The sequence below is a fragment of the Pseudomonas sp. P5_A12 genome (assembly GCF_056400685.1).
The window spans coordinates 20,992-38,974 of sequence record NZ_JBFUKU010000007.1 but is presented as its reverse complement, the minus strand read 5'-3'; the positions used below and the strand labels follow the sequence as shown (position 1 = coordinate 38,974).

Below are 17,983 nucleotides of genomic sequence, written 5' to 3'. Positions count from 1 at the left end.
CGCATGGCTTTAGCTTGCGGCTTGCAGCTTGTAGCTAGGAGCTGCTGTTAATGAATCTGTCCGGACCTTTCATCAAGCGCCCGGTTGCGACGATGTTGCTGAGCCTGGCGATCATGCTGCTGGGCGGCGTGAGTTTCGGCTTGTTGCCGGTGTCGCCGCTGCCGCAGATGGATTTCCCGGTGATCGTGGTGCAGGCCAGCCTGCCCGGCGCGAGCCCGGAAGTCATGGCTTCGACCGTGGCCACGCCGCTGGAACGATCCTTCGGCACCATCGCCGGGGTCAACACCATGAGCAGCCGCTCCAGCCAGGGCTCGACGCGGGTGATCCTGCAATTTGACCTCGACCGCGATATCAACGGCGCCGCCCGGGAAGTGCAAGCCGCGATCAACGCCTCGCGCAACCTGCTGCCGAGCGGGATGCGCAGCATGCCGACCTACAAAAAGGTCAACCCGTCCCAGGCGCCGATCATGGTGTTGTCGCTGACCTCGGATGTGCTGGAAAAAGGCCAGCTCTACGATCTAGCCTCGACGATCCTGTCCCAGAGCCTGTCGCAAGTGCAGGGCGTGGGCGAAGTGCAGATCGGCGGCAGTTCATTGCCGGCGGTGCGTATCGAGCTGGAGCCGCAGGCACTGAACCAGTACGGCGTGGCCCTCGACGATGTGCGCAACACCATTGCCAATGCCAACGTGCGCCGGCCCAAGGGCTCGGTCGAAGACGGCGAGCGGTTGTGGCAGGTGCAGGCCAACGACCAGCTGGAAAAGGCCAAGGATTACGAGTCGCTGATCATCCACTACAACGGCGGCGCAGCCCTGCGCCTCAAGGATGTGGCCAAGGTCAGCGATGGCGTCGAGGACCGCTATAACAGCGGTTTCTTCAACGACGACTCGGCGGTGTTGCTGGTGATCAACCGGGCGGCCGGCGCCAACATCATCGAGACGGTCAACGAGATCAAGGCGCAGTTGCCGGCGTTGCAGGCGGTGCTGCCGGCCAGCGTCAAGCTGAACCTGGCGATGGACCGCTCGCCGGTGATCAAGGCGACCCTGCACGAAGCGGAAATGACCCTGCTGATCGCGGTAACGCTGGTGATTCTGGTGGTGTTCCTGTTCCTCGGTAACTTCCGTGCCTCGCTGATTCCGACGCTGGCGGTGCCGGTGTCGCTGGTGGGCACCTTTGCGGTGATGTACCTCTACGGGTTCTCGCTGAACAACCTGTCGCTGATGGCGCTGATCCTGGCCACCGGGCTGGTGGTCGACGACGCCATCGTGGTGCTGGAGAACATTTCCCGGCACATCGACGAAGGCGTGCCGCCGATGAAAGCCGCGTACCTCGGCGCTCAGGAAGTCGGCTTTACCTTGCTGTCGATGAACGTCTCGCTGGTGGCGGTATTCCTGTCGATCCTGTTCATGGGCGGGATCATCGAAAGCCTGTTCCGCGAGTTTTCCATCACCCTGGCGGCGTCTATCGTGGTCTCGCTGGTGGTCTCGCTGACCCTGACGCCGATGCTCTGCGCCCGTTGGCTTAAGCCGCATACGCCGGGTCAGGAAAACCGTTTGCAGCGCTGGAGCCAGCGCGCCAACGAATGGATGATCGGCAAATACGCGACCAGCCTCGACTGGGTCTTGCGCCACCGTCGGCTGACCTTGCTCAGTCTGTTCGTGACGATTGGCGTGAACATTGCGCTGTATGTAGTTGTTCCTAAAACGTTTTTACCTCAGCAAGATACCGGCCAGCTGATTGGTTTTGTGCGCGGGGACGACGGTTTGTCGTTCAACGTGATGCAGCCGAAAATGGAAATTTTCCGCCGTGCCGCACTCAAGGACGAAGCGGTGGAAAGCGTCGCGGGGTTCATTGGTGGCACCAACGGCACCAACAATGCCTTCATGCTGGTGCGCCTGAAGCCGATCAAGGAACGCAACATCTCCGCGCAGAAAGTCATCGAGCGCCTGCGCAAGGAAATGCCCAAGGTTCCCGGCGCACAACTGATGCTGATGGCGGACCAGGACCTGCAATTTGGCGGCGGCCGCGAACAGACCTCGTCGCAGTATTCCTACATCCTGCAAAGCGGTGATCTGAGTGCCTTGCGTGAGTGGTATCCGAAAGTAGTCGCCGCGCTCAAGGCGTTACCGGAGTTGACGGCGGTTGACGCCCGGGAAGGTCGGGGTGCCCAGCAGGTGACGCTGATTGTCGATCGCGATCAGGCCAAGCGCCTGGGTGTGGACATGGACATGGTCACCTCGGTGCTGAACAACGCCTACAGCCAGCGGCAGATTTCGACGATTTACGACAGCCTCAACCAATATCAAGTGGTGATGGAAGTCGACCCGAAATACGCCCAGGACCCGATTACGCTCAAGCAAGTGCAAGTGATTACCGCCGACGGCGCGCGAATTCCGTTATCGACCATCGCCCACTACGAAGCCAGCCTGGAAAACGATCGGGTCAGCCACGAAGGTCAGTTTGCCTCCGAAAGCCTGTCCTTTGACATGGCCGAAGGCGTGACCGTGGAGCAGGGCACCGCCGCGATCGAACGGGCGATTGCCAAGCTCGGTTTGCCCGAAGAAGTGATCGCCAAGATGGCCGGTACCGCCGATGCGTTCGCCGCGATGCAAAAGAGCCAGCCGTGGATGATTCTCGGCGCGCTGCTGGCGGTCTATCTGGTATTGGGTGTGCTGTATGAAAGCTACATCCATCCTCTGACCATTCTGTCGACGTTGCCATCGGCCGGGGTCGGTGCGTTGCTGTCGATCTATGTGCTGGGCGGTGAGTTCAGTCTGATTTCATTGCTGGGGTTGTTTTTGCTGATCGGCGTAGTGAAGAAAAACGCCATTCTGATGATCGACCTCGCGCTGCAACTCGAACGCCATCAAGGCCTGGCGCCGCTGGAGTCGATTCGCAGTGCCTGCTTGCAACGTTTGCGCCCCATTCTGATGACCACCCTGGCAGCGATCCTCGGTGCTTTGCCATTGCTGCTGAGCCGTGCCGAAGGTGCGGAAATGCGCCAGCCACTGGGTTTGACCATCATCGGCGGGCTGATCTTCAGCCAAGTGTTGACCCTTTACACCACGCCGGTGGTTTACCTCTATCTCGACAACCTGCGCCATCGTTTCAATAAATGGCGTGGGGTGCGTACCGATGTTGCACTGGAAACTCCGCTATGACTGACCGTTCGCTTATCCATCTGACCGTCCCGCTGGCCGCCGCCCGAGGCTCGCGCCTGCTGAGCCTGGCGCTGTGCGTGGCGATGCTCAGCGCTTGCGCTGTCGGCCCGGACTACCAGCGTCCGCAAGCGGCCGCGCCGGTGCAATACAAGGAAGCAGCCGGCTGGCGTCAGGCCAGTCCGAGCGACTCTCTGGCGCGCGGTGCCTGGTGGGAGTTGTACGGCGATCAGCAACTCAATGGCCTGATCGAGCAACTCAACCGTTCCAACCAGACGGTTGCCCAGTCCGAGGCGCAATACCGTCAGGCCCAGGCGCTGGTGCGCAGTGCGCGCGGGGCGTTTTTTCCGACGGTGGATTTGACCGTCGGCAAAGACCGCTCCAGCCAGGGCACCGGCAGCAGCAACTCAAGCCTGACCAGTTCCTCCAGCGGTATTCGTGACACCTACACCGCCCAGGCCGGGGTCAGTTGGGAGGCGGACGTGTGGGGCAAATTGCGCCGAGGCCTGGAAGCTGACACCGCCAACGCCCAGGCAAGCTTTGCCGACCTGGCCGCGATGYGCCTGAGTCAGCAGTCGGAGCTGGTGCAGAACTACCTGCAACTGCGCGTGATCGACGGACAGAAACGCTTGCTGGAATCGACGGTCGAGGCCTATCAGCGCTCGCTGACCATGACCGAAAACCAATACCGCGCCGGTGTTTCCGGGCGGGATGCGGTGGCGCAGGCGCAGACGCAACTCAAAAGCACCCAGGCCGACATGGTTGACCTGATCTGGCAGCGTGCCCAGTTCGAGAACGCCATCGCCGTGCTGATCGGGCTGCCACCGGCCGAGTTCAGCCTGGCGGAAATCAACAGCATCCCGACCTTGCCCRAAGTGCCGGTGGGTCTGCCTTCGCAATTGCTGGAGCGTCGTCCGGACATCGCTTCCGCCGAGCGTTCGGTGATGGCGGCCAACGCCAACATCGGCGTGGCCAAGGCTGCCTACTACCCGGATTTCACCTTGAGCATGAACGGCGGATACAGCAGCAGCACCTATTCCAACTGGATCAGCGTGCCCAACCGCTTCTGGTCGGTGGGGCCACAAATGGCCATGACCCTGTTTGATGGCGGCCAGCGTTCGGCAGAAGTCGATCGTAGCGAAGCAGCCTATGACGAGACGGTGGCCAAGTACCGCCAGACCGTGCTCGACGGCTTGCGCGAAGTGGAAAACTACCTGGTGCAGCTCAAGGTGCTGGAAGACGAAGCCGGCGTGCGCCAGGAAGCACTGGACGCCGCACGTATCTCGTTGCGCCTGACCCAGAACCAGTACAAGGCTGGTGTGATTGCCTATCTGGACGTGGTGGTGGTCCAGGCCACGGCTTTGAACAACGAGCGCAACGTGCTGGATCTTTTGCAGAGCCGATTGATTGCCAGTGTCCAATTGATCGCCGCGCTGGGCGGCGGTTGGGACGGTGCCCTGTAGCAGCTGMCGAGCAGCGCGAGGCTGCGTTCGGCAGCGAAGCTGTCGTAAATCCTCAGCACGCGGTATTCCTGAAACACCGCGTTGCCTGATTTCACGACAGCTTCGCCCGAGCGCGGACCGGGCCGAACGCAGCCTCGCGCTGCTCGGCAGCTGCTACGGGGAAATGTGCGGGGTGCAGGGGATCAAACAAGCGTTTCATCGGGTTAATGGCTATTTGGTTGTTTTGTCAGTGCGTTCTTTTACGCAATCAGTACAATCGCCCGCATTTGCCCACCGAGTAAGGAAACACAGTACGGCGGGCACTCACGAGAAGTCTCATGCTGATCGGTAGCTATTCACCCACCCTGGTTATCATTTCACTCTGCGTCGCCATTCTTGCCTCCTACACCGCGCTCGACCTGACCGGGCGCATTGCCACGGCCAAAGGCCGGGCGGTGCACTTGTGGACAGCGGGCGGTGCCTTTGCCATGGGCATTGGGGTGTGGTCGATGCATTTCATCGGCATGCTCGCGTTCAAGTTGCCGATTGAACTGGGTTACGACATCACCCTCACGTTACTGTCGCTGCTGACTGCGATCCTCTCTAGCGGTTTTGCCCTGTGGCTGGTCAGCCAGCCACGGTTACCGGCCTGGCAACTGGCGTTTGGCGCACTGGTGATGGGTGCCGGGATCAGTGCGATGCACTACACCGGCATGGCCGCCTTGCGCATGGAGCCGGGCATCAATTACGACCCGACGCTGTTCGTCACCTCGCTGCTGATCGACGTGGGCGCATCGGGTGCGGCACTCTGGATCGCCTTCCGCCTGCGACAGCACTCGCGGCATGTCACCCTGTTCCGGTGCGGTGCGGCAGTAATCATGGGCATCGCCATCGTCGGCATGCATTACACCGGCATGGCGGCTGCGCGTTTCCCGGACGGCAGTTTCTGTGGGGCGGCTGTCAGCGGCTTGAACGGTAAAGGCCTGGACACTCTGGTGCTGATTACCACGCTGGCCGTGCTGAGCATCGCCTTGCTGACGTCGGTGCTCGATGCACGTCTGGAAGCACGCACCGCTGACCTCGCGCGCTCGCTGACCGAGGCCAACCGTGAACTGACCCAACTGGCCTTGCACGACCCTATGACCGGGCTGCCCAATCGCATATTGCTGGCCGATTGCATCGAACAGGCAATGTCCAGGGTGCAGGAGCAGGGCGGCTGTTTTGCACTGATGTTCATCGACCTGGACGGTTTCAAACCGGTCAACGACGCCTTTGGCCACCACATGGGCGATCAGTTGTTGCGTGAAGTCGCGCTGCGCCTGCGTGAGGAATTACGCAGTCAGGACACGTTGGCGCGCATCGGGGGCGATGAGTTTGTCCTGCTGGTGCGGCTCACCGGGCCGGATGACGCGCTGGACCTGGCAGCGCGGCAGGTGGGGTTGATCGCGCGCCCGTTCCGGGTGGCTGAACATGACCTGCAGATTTCCGCCAGCGTCGGTATCTCGCTGTATCCGGGCAATGGCCAGACCGCCCAGGACTTGCTGATGAACGCCGATGCGGCGATGTACCACGCCAAGGGTTCGGGAAAAAACGGCTACAGTTTCTTCGACGCCTCGATGAACAGCGACGCCCGCAAGCAGCTGCAATTGCTGCAAGACCTGCGCAATGCGCTGGATCAGAAACAGTTCAGCCTCTATTACCAGCCCAAGTTCGACGCCAATAATGGCCAGCCGGTGGGCGCCGAAGCACTGCTGCGTTGGGATCACCCGACTCGGGGCATGCTGCTGCCGGACACGTTTATCGACATCGCGGAAAAGACCGGGCTAATCATTCCTATCKGCGACTGGGTGCTCAACGAAGCGTGCCGGCAGATGCGCGAATGGTACGTGCTGGGCTACACCGATTGGCGGATCTCAGTGAACCTCTCGGCGTTGCAGTTCTGCCATGCCGGTCTGGTTAAAAGCGTGGCCAAGGCCCTGAGCACCCATCGACTGCCGGCCAACAGCCTGACCCTGGAAATCACTGAAACCACCGCCATGAGTGACGCCGATGTGAGCATGACAGTGCTGCAGGAGCTCTCGGCCATGGGCGTCGATCTGTCCATTGATGACTTCGGGACCGGCTATTCGAGCTTGATGTACCTCAAGCGCCTGCCGGCCAATGAGTTGAAGATCGACCGGGGTTTCGTCCGCGATCTGGAACACGACAGCGACGACGCCGCCATCGTCTCGGCGATCGTCGCACTCGGTCAGGCGCTGGGCTTGCGGATCGTCGCCGAAGGCGTCGAAACCGGTGTACAGCAAGACTTCCTGACCAAATTGGGGTGTGATTCGTTGCAGGGTTATTTGCTGGGGCACCCGCTGCCGGCCGAACGCTTCATGGTGGATATTCATCGCGCAGAACAATTGGCGACAGTCTGAAATCCCTTGTGGTGATGGAGGCTTGCCACAGTCATCACACTGTCCATGCAAAAGCTTCCAATGGCAGTTATTCTTGACCCAGACTGCTTACGCTTGGAATGGGGGAACGCTCGCATGGACAAAGTCATCGTCATCACCGGTGGCGGCCGCGGTATTGGTGCCGCCACCGCCCTGTTGGCCGCTGAACGGGGTTATCGGATCTGCATCAACTACCAGTCTGACGAAGCCGCCGCGCAAAGTGTGCTGGAGCAAGTTCGCGCTCTGGGCGCTCAAGCCATCGCGGTGCGCGCCGATGTCAGCATCGAAGATGAAGTGATCGCGCTGTTCCACCGCGTGGACACCGAGTTGGGTCGGGTCACGGCGCTGGTGAACAACGCCGGCACCGTCGGGCACAAGTCCCGGGTCGATGAAATGTCCGAATTCCGCATTCTCAAAATCCTCAAAACCAACGTCCTGGCGCCGATCCTCTGCGCCAAGCACGCGATCCTGCGCATGTCGCCCAAACACGGCGGGCAGGGTGGCAGCATCGTCAACGTGTCGTCAGTGGCCTCGCGTTTGGGCTCGCCCAACGAGTACGTGGATTACGCCGCGTCAAAAGGTGCGCTGGACAGCTTCACTATTGGCCTGTCCAAGGAAGTGGCGGGYGAGGGCATYCGCGTCAACGCSGTGCGGCCGGGSTWTATYTWCACCGACTTCCATGCGCTGAGYGGSGATSCSGACCGGGTCAGCAAGCTTGAGTCGGCGATACCGATGGCGCGCGGCGGCCGGCCGGATGAAGTGGCGGAGGCGATTGTGTGGTTGCTCTCGGACAAGGCTTCCTATGCGACCGGGACTTTTGTTGATCTCGGCGGCGGGCGTTAATCACAGCTCGTTCCCACGCTCCGCGTGGGAATGTATCCCGTGACGCTCTGCGTCACCTTCCAGAGCCGAACGCGGAGCGTCCGAGGCGCCATTCCCACGCARAGCGTGGGAACGATCCGGGTCAGAACGAGCGCACAATCCGCCCCAACGTCTCCATCGCCTTCTCCGAATCCTCGGTCCATGGGCTGCCGTAATTCAACCGAATACAATTGCGAAACCGCTGAGTCGGCGAAAAGATCGGCCCCGGCGCAATGCTGATGCCTTGCGCCAGCGCCATCTGGAACAACTTCAGCGAATCCATCTGCGCTGGCAGTTCCAGCCATAAAAAGTAGCCGCCGGCCGGTTGGCTGACGCGGGTCTGTGCCGGGAAGTAGCGGGCGATGGCGGCGAGCATGGCGCTTTGCTGCTCTTCGAGGGCGTAGCGCAGTTTGCGCAGATGGCGGTCGTAACCGCCGTGTTGCAGGTAATCGGCGATGGCCGCTTGCGCTGGCATCGAGGCGCAGAGTGAGGTCATGAGTTTCAGCCGTTCGATCTTCTGCGCATAACGTCCGGCAGCAACCCAGCCGATGCGGTAACCGGGGGCCAGGCTCTTGGCGAACGAACCGCAGTGCATCACCAACCCTTCGGTATCAAACGCCTTCGCCGGTTTCGGCGCCTGTTGCCCGTAATACAACTCGGCGTATACGTCGTCTTCGATCAGCGGCACTTGATGGCGGCGCAGCAACTCCACCAATTCCTGCTTTTTCGCCTCGGGCATCGTCGCGCCCATCGGGTTCTGAAAACTGGTCATGCACCAACAGACTTTGATCGGATGTCGCTCTAGCGTCTGGGCCAGTACCCCCAAGTCTATGCCGTCGCGAGGGTGCACCGGGATTTCCACGGCCTTGAGTTTCAGCCGTTCCAGTATTTGCAGGCAGGCGTAAAACGCAGGCGCTTCAATGGCCACCAGGTCGCCGGGTTGTGTGACCGCTTGCAGGCACAGGTTCAATGCTTCGAGGGCGCCGTTGGTGATCAGCAGTTCTTCCATGGGCAGCATCAACCCGCCGACCATGTAGCGCAGTGCGATCTGTCGACGCAACTGCGGGTTGCCCGGCGACATGTCGGTGACGACCATGCGCGGGTCCATGTCCCGGGTTGCGCTGGCCAGCGAACGCGACAGGCGCTGCAACGGGAACAGGGTTGGGCTGGGGAAGGCGGAACCGAAGGGGACGGTGTTCGGGTCCTTGATTGAGTCGAGCACCGAGAACACCAACTCGCTGACGTCGACTTCGGTGGACTCGTTGACCTGGCTGCTGATGACCGGATCCGAGAACGGGCTCGGTGTGTGGGCATTGACGAAGTAGCCGGAGCGCGGCCGGGCGCGGATCAGACCGCGGCGTTCAAGCAAGTAGTAAGCCTGGAACACCGTGGAAGGGCTCACGCCATAGGTCTGACTGGCATAGCGCACCGATGGCACGCGCTGGCCGGGGCCGAGGACCCCGGAGCGGATCAGTTCAGCGATGTCGTCGGCGAATTTTTCGTAGCGTTTCATCGAGTGCCTGGATGGATGTATTCAGGAAAATCGTGGTGACTTCATCGCGAGCAGGCTCGCTCCCACAGGTGTGGCGGTGCCCTTGTGGGAGCGAGCCTGCGCGCGATTGGCGCACCGCAGTCTAAAGCCTTAACGGTTCATCGGCGCAACAAACCGGCTCTTGGCCTCGCTGTAGATGCCTGGCTCATCGCTGTCGACAATCTTGAAGGTGATCGTCTGCGAGCCACTGCTCGGTCGCTCCGTGGTCATCGCCACCGACACCGGCACATCGACAATCTCGCCAGGGGCCAGGCTCAGTTGCGTCTTGCCTTGCAACTGGAAGCCGTCGCCCTCCACCAGACTCAAACGATAATCCTGGCGCAGCTGGGTTTTGTTGATGACCTTGAGGCTGTAGATGTTTTCGATCTGGCCCTGGCTGTTTTCGCGGAACAGGCCACGGTCCTTGCTCACGTCCAGCGACACCATGGGGCGTTCCACCAGTGCAAGGGAGAGGGCGCCGATCATCACCAACAGCACCGCCGTATATCCGATCAGCCGTGGCCGCAGCAGGTGCGTCTTGCCACCCTGCAATTGATGCTCCGAGGTGTAGCTGATCAGCCCACGGGCATAGCCCATTTTGTCCATGATCGAATCACAGGCGTCGATGCACGCGGCGCAACCGATGCATTCCATCTGCAACCCATCGCGGATGTCGATGCCGGTCGGGCAGACCTGCACGCACAGCTGACAATCGATGCAATCACCCAGGCCGACTTCGGCCGGTTTTACCTCACGTTTACGCGCGCCACGGTTCTCGCCACGGGCGGTGTCATAGGAAATGGTCAGGGTGTCTTTGTCGAACATCACGCTCTGGAACCGCGCATACGGACACATGTGCATGCACACCGCTTCGCGCAGCCAGCCGGCGTTGATGTACGTGGCGCCGGTAAAAAACAGCACCCAAAACAGACTGACGCCACCCATTTGCCAGGTCAGCAGCTCTTCGGCCAACGGCCGGATCGGGGTGAAGTAGCCGACAAAAGTCAGGCCGGTGAGCAGGCTGATCGCCAGCCACAGCGTGTGCTTGGCGGAGCGCCGCAGCAGTTTATTCAAGCCCCATGGCGCGGCTTGCAGCTTGATGCGCTGGTTGCGCTCGCCTTCGGTGATCTTCTCGCACCACATGAAGATCCAGGTCCAGGAACTCTGTGGGCAGGTGTAGCCGCACCAGACCCGGCCGGCGAACACGGTGATCGCAAACAGGCCGAACGCGGCGATGATCAACAGCGCAGAGAGCAGGATGAAATCCTGCGGCCAGAAGGTCGCGCCAAAGATGTGGAATTTGCTTTCGGCAAGGTCCCAGAGCACCGCCTGGCGGTCGCCCCAGTTCAACCACACGGTGCCGAAGAACAGCAAAAACAAAAATCCCGCACCGCACAGACGCAAAGTGCGGAACAGGCCGGTGAAGCTGCGGGTGTGGATCAGATTGTCGCTGGACTTGGCCTTCATCTTTGGACGCGAAGGCTCAAAAGTCTGTACCGCTGGGGTGCTTTCAACTAATCGGACGGGGATTCTATCGCTCATGGTCTGTCGCTCATCAGCCTCCATCAGGCCAGCGCACTATGAGCGTCGATCTGTTTGCATAACAGACTCAGGTATTGCAATAAAAAGCGGATCAGATGAGCGCTGACCCGCCGCTTGCGACAACTTGAAGCACCTGCTCTCGCAGTACGCAAACGCCTATTGCACGGCGGCGCAGGTGTGATTGATCAGTGTCAGTCAAATCACCGAATCACTGTCCGTGGCCTTCAAATGCCGGCGACCGTCGACGGCGCCTGCTACGGTCAATGCATCCGCTTCTGCTTCGGTGATGTAGATACGCTGGCCGTTGAGGTCAACCGCTGACATGGCTTTTTCGGCGTCGGTGAAGATGGTGACATCGGGGCACAGGCGAATTTCTTCGCCGTTTTCCGTGGTGAAGAAGCAGGTCTCATTTTGGATGCGCACAGTCATGGTGAGGTCCTTTTTTCGGCGAGTACGTAATGCGTTAGGACGCATTCAACGGCCATCGTTCGGTGCAACCGATTAGTGGTCGGCGCGGTCCATCCTTTAACAACGCGCACAAGGACAACAGCATGAACGCCTGGTGGCATGAGGTTTGGGTGACGCTGCAAGCGGAGTTCGCCGACATCGGTGACGCGTCCCAATTGACGCGCATCACCGTGCGCCTGCTGATAGCAGCGGTGCTGGGTGGCATCCTCGGTTTCGAGCGCGAGCACAAAGGCAAAGCCGCCGGAGTCCGCACCCACATGCTGGTGGCGCTGGGGGCTGCGTTGTTTGTGCTGGTGCCGCAGACGGCAGGCGCTCAAGCCGACGCCATGAGCCGGGTGGTGCAGGGCGTCATCGCCGGGATCGGTTTTCTAGGCGCCGGGACTATTCTTAAAAACACCGAGGGCGATGAGGCCCAAGTCAAGGGCCTGACCACCGCCGCCGGGTTATGGATGACCGCCGCCATCGGCGTATCGGCCGGGCTAGGGCGCGAGGCGACGGCGGTGTTCAGTACGCTGCTGGCGTTGGGGATTTTCAGTGTGATGCCGAGGATCGTGCGTCTGCTTGAGAAAGATCACGCCCCGTAGATCGTTCCCACGCTYTGCGTGGGAATGCCTCAACGGACGCTCCGCGTTCGGCTCGGGATGGGACGCGGAGCGTCMCGGGCTGCATTCCCACGCGGAGCGTGGGAACGATCTGTACCCGGTCAATTGTCATGTCACGGCTTCACAATTACCGGCGGCATCGTGCTCGGCGGTTCTTCCCGAGGCGGTGGTTGGGTGCCAGGCGGGTCTTCTTCGGGCACGGGTTGCGGCTCGGTCGGTGGAATGACCGGGCTGTCGATGTTCGGATCAGGGGTTTCGGCGGGGATTGGAATACTCATTGTTCAAGCCTCCGGTGGCACATGGCGTAAGTCGTGCTTAAGTGAATTGACCTCCCTGCGCGTGAATTGATTCCCCGCGACCGCTTGGGCAATTCCCTCTGAACTTTTAGCCCACCCGGGGGTTCCCAACCTAAGTGAATCTATCCAGGGAACACCCGGTACAAGAGCGTCCATGGGGCGTAAAGGAGAGATGCTCGATGACTGCTGCAAAACCGACAGAGCTCAATTACAACCCTCACATGCCGCTGTCGCAGGCTTTATTACTGCCGCGAATCGCGATTGAAAACACCCAGCCAACCCTTGATGGCGGACAGTTCGCTGTGAAATCCGTTGTGGGTCAAGTCGTGGTGGTGACCAGCAAAGTGTTTGCCGACGGTCACGACAAACTGGCTGTGCGGGTGCGCTGGCGGGCCGAAGGCGATGACATCTGGCAAAGCGAAGTCATGGCGGACCTGGGCAATAACGGCTGGCAAGGCCAGTTCCGTGTCGAGCAGCAGGGACGCTATCTGTTTTGTATCGAAGCCTGGATCGATCAGTTCGCCAGCTTTTGCTATGAGCTGGAGAAAAAACACGCCGCGCGTGTCCCCGTTAGTCTGGAATTGCAGGAAGGCCGCACGCAGGTGCAGCAGGCGGCCGAACGCAGCGAAGGCGTGTTGAGTGAGCAACTGACTGCGCTGCACCGTGAGTTGTCCGGTTTGCTCGAAAACGAGCAGGTGGCGCTGTTTCTGCACCAACGTAGCGCCGAGCTGATGGCTCAGGTCGATCATCACGCCTTTGTGAGCCTGAGCCCGGAGTACCCGTTGGATGTCGAGCGCGAGCTGGCGCAGTTCGCCAGTTGGTATGAACTGTTTCCGCGCTCGATCACGGATGATCCGGCCCGTCATGGCACCTTCAATGATGTGCACGAGCGGTTGCCGATGATTCAGGACATGGGATTCGACGTCCTGTACTTTCCGCCGATCCACCCGATCGGCCGCAGTTTCCGTAAAGGTCCGAACAATTCCCTGACCGCCGGTCCCGAAGATCCCGGCAGCCCCTATGCGATTGGCAGCGAAGAGGGCGGGCATGAGGCGATTCACTCGCAGCTCGGCACCCGCGAAGACTTCCGCCGCCTGGTCGCCACGGCGGCGGACTACGGGATTGAAATCGCCCTCGACTTTGCGATTCAGTGTTCCCAGGACCATCCATGGCTGAAACAGCACCCTGGCTGGTTCAACTGGCGGCCGGACGGCACGATCAAATACGCCGAGAACCCGCCGAAAAAATACCAGGACATCGTCAACGTCGACTTCTACGCCACCGAGGCCATTCCGAGCCTGTGGGTCGAACTGCGTGACATCGTGGTCGGTTGGGTCGCAGAGGGCGTGAAGATCTTTCGCGTCGACAACCCGCACACCAAGCCGCTGCCGTTCTGGCAGTGGCTGATTGCCGATGTGCGCGCCCTGTATCCGGAGGTGATCTTCCTCGCCGAAGCCTTTACCACGCCGGCGATGATGGCGCGGCTGGGCAAGGTCGGTTATTCCCAGAGCTACACCTATTTCACCTGGCGCAACACCAAGCATGAGCTGGCAACGTATTTCACCGAGCTCAATGAATCGCCGTGGCGTGAATGCTACCGGCCGAACTTCTTCGTCAATACACCAGACATCAATCCGGCCTTCCTGCATGAATCCGGGCGCGCCGGTTTTTTGATCCGTGCGGCGCTGGCAACCATGGGCTCTGGCCTGTGGGGCATGTACTCGGGATTCGAACTGTGTGAATCGGCGCCGATACCGGGCAAAGAGGAATACCTCAATTCCGAGAAGTACGAGATCCGCCCACGGGATTTCAACGCGCCGGGCAACATCATTGCCGAGATCGCGCAGCTCAACCGCATTCGCCGGCAGAACCCGGCCCTGCATACGCATCTGGGCTTGAAGGTTTACAACGCGTGGAACGACAACATTCTGTACTTCGGCAAACGCAGCGCTGACGGCAGCAACTTCATTCTGGTGGCTGTCAGCCTCGATCCGCATAACGTCCAGGAAGCCAATTTCGAATTGCCGCTGTGGGAAATGGGCTTGCCCGACGACGCCAGCACCCAGGGCGAGGACTTGATGAACGGCCACCGCTGGACCTGGTATGGCAAGTACCAGTTCATGCGCATCGACCCGGCCTACCAGCCGTTCGGGATTTGGCGGATCACTGTTTAGCACGATCGTCCCCACGCTCTGCGTGGGAATGCAGCCCGGGACGCTCCGCGTCCCCTCCAGAGCCGAACGCGGAGCGTCCGTAGAGGCATTCCCACGTAGAGCGTGGGAACGATCATCAACAGGAGTTTCAAATGGCGAAGAAACCCAAGGCAGCCACCTTTATCAAGGACCCGCTCTGGTACAAGGACGCGGTGATCTATCAGGTTCACGTCAAATCATTTTTCGACTCCAATAATGACGGAATCGGCGACTTTCCCGGGCTGATCGCCAAGCTCGATTACATCGCCGACCTCGGCGTCAATACCATCTGGCTGTTGCCGTTCTACCCCTCACCACGCCGTGACGATGGCTACGACATCGCCGAGTACCGTGGTGTGCACGCCGATTACGGCACAATGGCCGATGCCAAGCGCTTCATTGCCGAGGCGCACAAGCGTGGCCTGCGGGTGATTACCGAGCTGGTCATCAACCACACCTCGGATCAGCACGCCTGGTTCCAGCGCGCGCGCAAGGCCAAACCCGGTTCGGCGGCGCGGGACTTCTACGTCTGGTCCGATGACGATCAAAAGTACGACGGCACGCGCATCATCTTTCTCGACACTGAAAAATCCAACTGGACCTGGGACCCGGTGGCCGGCCAGTACTTCTGGCACCGTTTCTACTCCCACCAGCCGGACCTGAACTTCGATAACCCGCAGGTCATGAAAGCCGTGCTCTCGGTGATGCGCTACTGGCTCGACATGGGCATCGACGGTTTGCGGCTGGACGCCATCCCGTACTTGATCGAACGTGACGGCACCAAAAACGAAAACCTCCCCGAGACCCACGACGTCCTCAAGCAGATCCGCGCCGAGATCGACGCCAATTACCCCGACCGCATGTTGCTGGCCGAGGCCAATCAATGGCCGGAAGACACCCAACTGTATTTTGGTGCCACCGACAAAAAGGGCTTGAACGGCGACGAGTGCCACATGGCCTTTCACTTTCCGCTGATGCCGCGCATGTACATGGCGCTGGCCCAGGAGGATCGTTTCCCGATCACCGACATCCTGCGTCAGACCCCGGAGATCCCGGCCAATTGTCAGTGGGCGATTTTCCTGCGCAACCACGATGAACTGACCCTGGAAATGGTCACCGACAAAGAGCGCGACTACCTGTGGAATTACTACGCGGCGGACCGTCGGGCCCGGATCAATCTGGGGATCCGCCGCCGACTCGCGCCCTTGGTGGAGCGAGATCGTCGTCGGGTGGAACTGCTCAACAGTCTGCTGCTGTCGATGCCCGGCACACCGACCCTGTATTACGGCGATGAAATCGGCATGGGCGACAACATCTACCTCGGTGACCGAGATGGCGTGCGCACACCGATGCAGTGGTCGATTGACCGTAACGGCGGATTCTCTCGTGCCGATCCGGCCAGCCTGGTGCTGCCACCGATCATGGATCCGCAATACGGCTACCTGTCGGTCAACGTCGAAACCCAGGCCGGCGACCCGCATTCGCTGCTCAACTGGACCCGGCGCATGCTTGCCGTGCGCAAACAGTCCAAGGCCTTCGGGCGCGGGACGCTGAAAATGCTCTCGCCGAGCAACCGCCGGATTCTGGCCTACACCCGTGAATTCACCGGTGCCGATGGCAAGCACGAAATCATCCTGTGCGTCGCCAACGTCTCACGCAGCGCACAAGCGGCGGAACTCGACTTGTCGGCGTACGTCGGCATGGTGCCGGTGGAGATGCTCGGCGGTAACGCTTTCCCGCCGATTGGCCAGTTGAATTTCCTCCTGACCCTGGCGCCCTATGGCTTCTACTGGTTCGGGCTCGCGGCGGAAAACCAGATGCCGGCCTGGCATGTGGAACCGGCGCAAAGCCTGCCGGACTTCACTACGCTGGTGTTGAAGCAGCGCATGGAAGAACTGCTCGAAACGCCGTCCCGTGACACGATGGAGCAGGGCATTCTGCCGAACTGGCTGCAGAATCGCCGTTGGTTTGCCAGCAAGGACGCGGCCATCGAACAGGTCAATCTGGCCTACGGCGTGCGCTTCGGCGATCCGCTGCACCCGGTGTTGCTGAGCGAGATTGAAGTCACCAGCGCTGGCCAGACCCATCGCTATCAGCTGCCATTCGGCTTCATTCCCGAAGAGCAGGTCGGCGCCGCGCTGCCTCAACAGCTGGCGTTGTCACGGGTGCGCCGTGGACGGCAGGTGGGTTTGATTACTGACGCTTTCAGCCTCGAACCTTTTGTCCATGCCGTGTTGCAAGGCATGCAGAACGACACTGTGTTGCCATCGAGCGCGGGCGACATCCGTTTCGAGCCTACGGCAGAGCTGGCGAAACTGGGCCTGACGGAGGAGTCGCCGGTGCGTTATCTGTCCGCCGAGCAGTCCAACAGTTCGGTGGTGATCGGCAACAGCCTGGTGCTCAAACTGATCCGCAAACTCGCCTCGGGGATACACCCGGAACTGGAAATGAGTGCCTACCTTACCCGCGCCGGGTTCGGCAATATTTCGCCGCTGCTGGGCTCGGTGGTGCGCCGCGACGAGCAAGGCAAAGACACCTTGTTGATGATCGCTCAGGGCTATTTGAGCAATCAGGGCGATGCCTGGGAATGGACCCAGAACAACCTCGAACGCGCGCTGCGAGACGAGATGGCCGATGCCATGTCCGAGCAGGAACAGCACTACAACGCACTCGGTGAGCTGAAGGATTTTGCCGGCATGCTCGGCCAGCGTCTGGGGGAAATGCACCAGATACTGGCCACTCCTACGAAAGACCCGGACTTCGCCCCGCAGGTCACCACGCAGAAAGAGGCGCTGGCCTCGGCCAAGGACGTGGCGGCACAGCTGGAGCACGCTTTGAAGTTGCTCAAGCAGCATCAAAGCGAACTGAGCCCGGCGGATCAGACCTTGGTCAGTCGCTTACTGGAGCACAAAAAAGCCATCGTCAACCATGTGCAGGAACTCGGCAAGAAAACCGCCGGAGGCTTGCGCATCCGCGTCCACGGTGACTTGCACCTGGGCCAGGTGCTGGTGATCAAGGGCGATGCCTACCTGATCGATTTCGAGGGCGAGCCGGCGCGGCCACTGCGCGAACGGCGGGGCAAGCACAGCCCGTACAAGGACGTCAGCGGGGTGTTGCGTTCTTTCGATTACGCCGCCGCGATGACGATCAATGTGCATAACGTCGACAACACGGCCGAGGCCCAGGCTGCCCGGCAACGGGTCGCCGAGCGCTACCTTATTGAAGCAAAACAGGCATTTGTTGACGCTTATCGGCTAGCGGGAGCTAGTCTTGCTCATGCGTGGCAAGATCCGGAGGGCGAGGACGCCGCGCTGGCGTTGTTCGGTCTGGAGAAGGCGGCCTATGAAGTGGCTTATGAGGCCGAAAATCGACCCACTTGGCTGCCGGTGCCCCTGCACGGCTTGTATGGATTATTGAGTGGGCTTAAACCCTTTTCCGAACTTGGTGGAGAGTAGT

General features: G+C 60.6%; 11 protein-coding genes. 7 read left to right on the top strand and 4 right to left on the bottom strand.

The genetic code is table 11. The annotated features are described in order from the left end of the window. The first annotated feature begins 50 nt into the window (after positions 1-50). The 4 genes from AC1DSG_RS02150 to AC1DSG_RS02135 all read left to right on the top strand — a co-directional run bounded on the left by AC1DSG_RS02150 (position 51) and on the right by AC1DSG_RS02135 (position 7,878). Positions 51-3,158, top strand: a complete 3,108-nt coding sequence (locus AC1DSG_RS02150; protein ID WP_477789376.1) for an efflux RND transporter permease subunit — start codon at positions 51-53, stop codon at positions 3,156-3,158. Continuing rightward, positions 3,155-4,618, top strand: a complete 1,464-nt coding sequence (locus tag AC1DSG_RS02145) for an efflux transporter outer membrane subunit (RefSeq protein ID WP_477789375.1) — start codon at positions 3,155-3,157, stop codon at positions 4,616-4,618. The genes AC1DSG_RS02150 and AC1DSG_RS02145 overlap by 4 nt, the downstream gene beginning before the upstream one ends. 317 nt (positions 4,619-4,935) lie before the next feature. After that, on the top strand, positions 4,936-7,017 hold the full coding sequence (locus AC1DSG_RS02140) for a putative bifunctional diguanylate cyclase/phosphodiesterase (protein ID WP_477789374.1): 2,082 nt from the start codon (positions 4,936-4,938) through the stop codon (positions 7,015-7,017). A gap of 114 nt (positions 7,018-7,131) precedes the next feature. Then, positions 7,132-7,878, top strand: a complete 747-nt coding sequence (locus AC1DSG_RS02135; RefSeq protein ID WP_477789373.1) for an SDR family oxidoreductase — start codon at positions 7,132-7,134, stop codon at positions 7,876-7,878. A gap of 121 nt (positions 7,879-7,999) precedes the next feature. Here the strand turns inward: AC1DSG_RS02135 and mapR are convergent, their stop codons facing one another. From mapR to AC1DSG_RS02120, 3 genes are all read right to left on the bottom strand, one after another. Further along, a complete protein-coding gene (gene mapR / locus AC1DSG_RS02130; protein ID WP_477789372.1) occupies positions 8,000-9,409 on the bottom strand; it encodes a GntR family transcriptional regulator MpaR in 1,410 nt (469 codons plus the stop codon). 129 nt (positions 9,410-9,538) lie between these two features. Further along, positions 9,539-10,969, bottom strand: coding sequence for a cytochrome c oxidase accessory protein CcoG (gene ccoG / locus AC1DSG_RS02125; RefSeq protein WP_477789371.1), 1,431 nt, complete (start codon positions 10,967-10,969; stop codon positions 9,539-9,541). 195 nt (positions 10,970-11,164) lie between these two features. Continuing rightward, entirely contained in the window at positions 11,165-11,398 is a 234-nt protein-coding gene (locus AC1DSG_RS02120) for a DUF3203 family protein (protein WP_477789370.1), read from the bottom strand. 122 nt (positions 11,399-11,520) lie between these two features. Between AC1DSG_RS02120 and AC1DSG_RS02115 the strand changes: the two genes are divergently transcribed. Further along, complete coding sequence (locus AC1DSG_RS02115) at positions 11,521-12,021, top strand: MgtC/SapB family protein (protein ID WP_477789369.1); 501 nt, start codon at positions 11,521-11,523, stop codon at positions 12,019-12,021. A gap of 131 nt (positions 12,022-12,152) precedes the next feature. On the opposite strand, the gene AC1DSG_RS02110 is transcribed toward AC1DSG_RS02115, so the two are convergent. Continuing rightward, a complete protein-coding gene (locus AC1DSG_RS02110; RefSeq protein ID WP_477789368.1) occupies positions 12,153-12,317 on the bottom strand; it encodes a hypothetical protein in 165 nt (54 codons plus the stop codon). 197 nt (positions 12,318-12,514) lie between these two features. On the opposite strand from AC1DSG_RS02110, the gene AC1DSG_RS02105 reads away from it, so the two are divergent. Together AC1DSG_RS02105 and treS are read left to right on the top strand one after the other, a co-directional pair. Beyond that, positions 12,515-14,509, top strand: coding sequence for an alpha-1,4-glucan--maltose-1-phosphate maltosyltransferase (locus tag AC1DSG_RS02105; protein ID WP_477789367.1), 1,995 nt, complete (start codon positions 12,515-12,517; stop codon positions 14,507-14,509). 131 nt (positions 14,510-14,640) lie between these two features. Further along, complete coding sequence (treS, locus tag AC1DSG_RS02100) at positions 14,641-17,982, top strand: maltose alpha-D-glucosyltransferase (protein WP_477789366.1); 3,342 nt, start codon at positions 14,641-14,643, stop codon at positions 17,980-17,982. Position 17,983: the final 1 nt, after the last annotated feature.

Coding starts and splice junctions, on each gene's coding strand:
- AC1DSG_RS02150 (WP_477789376.1), top strand. CDS start 51: ATGAATCTGTCCGGACCTTTCATCAAGCGCCCGGTTGCGACGATGTTG.
- mapR (WP_477789372.1), bottom strand. CDS start 9,409: ATGAAACGCTACGAAAAATTCGCCGACGACATCGCTGAACTGATCCGC.
- ccoG (WP_477789371.1), bottom strand. CDS start 10,969: ATGAGCGATAGAATCCCCGTCCGATTAGTTGAAAGCACCCCAGCGGTA.
- AC1DSG_RS02120 (WP_477789370.1), bottom strand. CDS start 11,398: ATGACTGTGCGCATCCAAAATGAGACCTGCTTCTTCACCACGGAAAAC.
- AC1DSG_RS02115 (WP_477789369.1), top strand. CDS start 11,521: ATGAACGCCTGGTGGCATGAGGTTTGGGTGACGCTGCAAGCGGAGTTC.
- AC1DSG_RS02110 (WP_477789368.1), bottom strand. CDS start 12,317: ATGAGTATTCCAATCCCCGCCGAAACCCCTGATCCGAACATCGACAGC.
- AC1DSG_RS02105 (WP_477789367.1), top strand. CDS start 12,515: ATGACTGCTGCAAAACCGACAGAGCTCAATTACAACCCTCACATGCCG.
- treS (WP_477789366.1), top strand. CDS start 14,641: ATGGCGAAGAAACCCAAGGCAGCCACCTTTATCAAGGACCCGCTCTGG.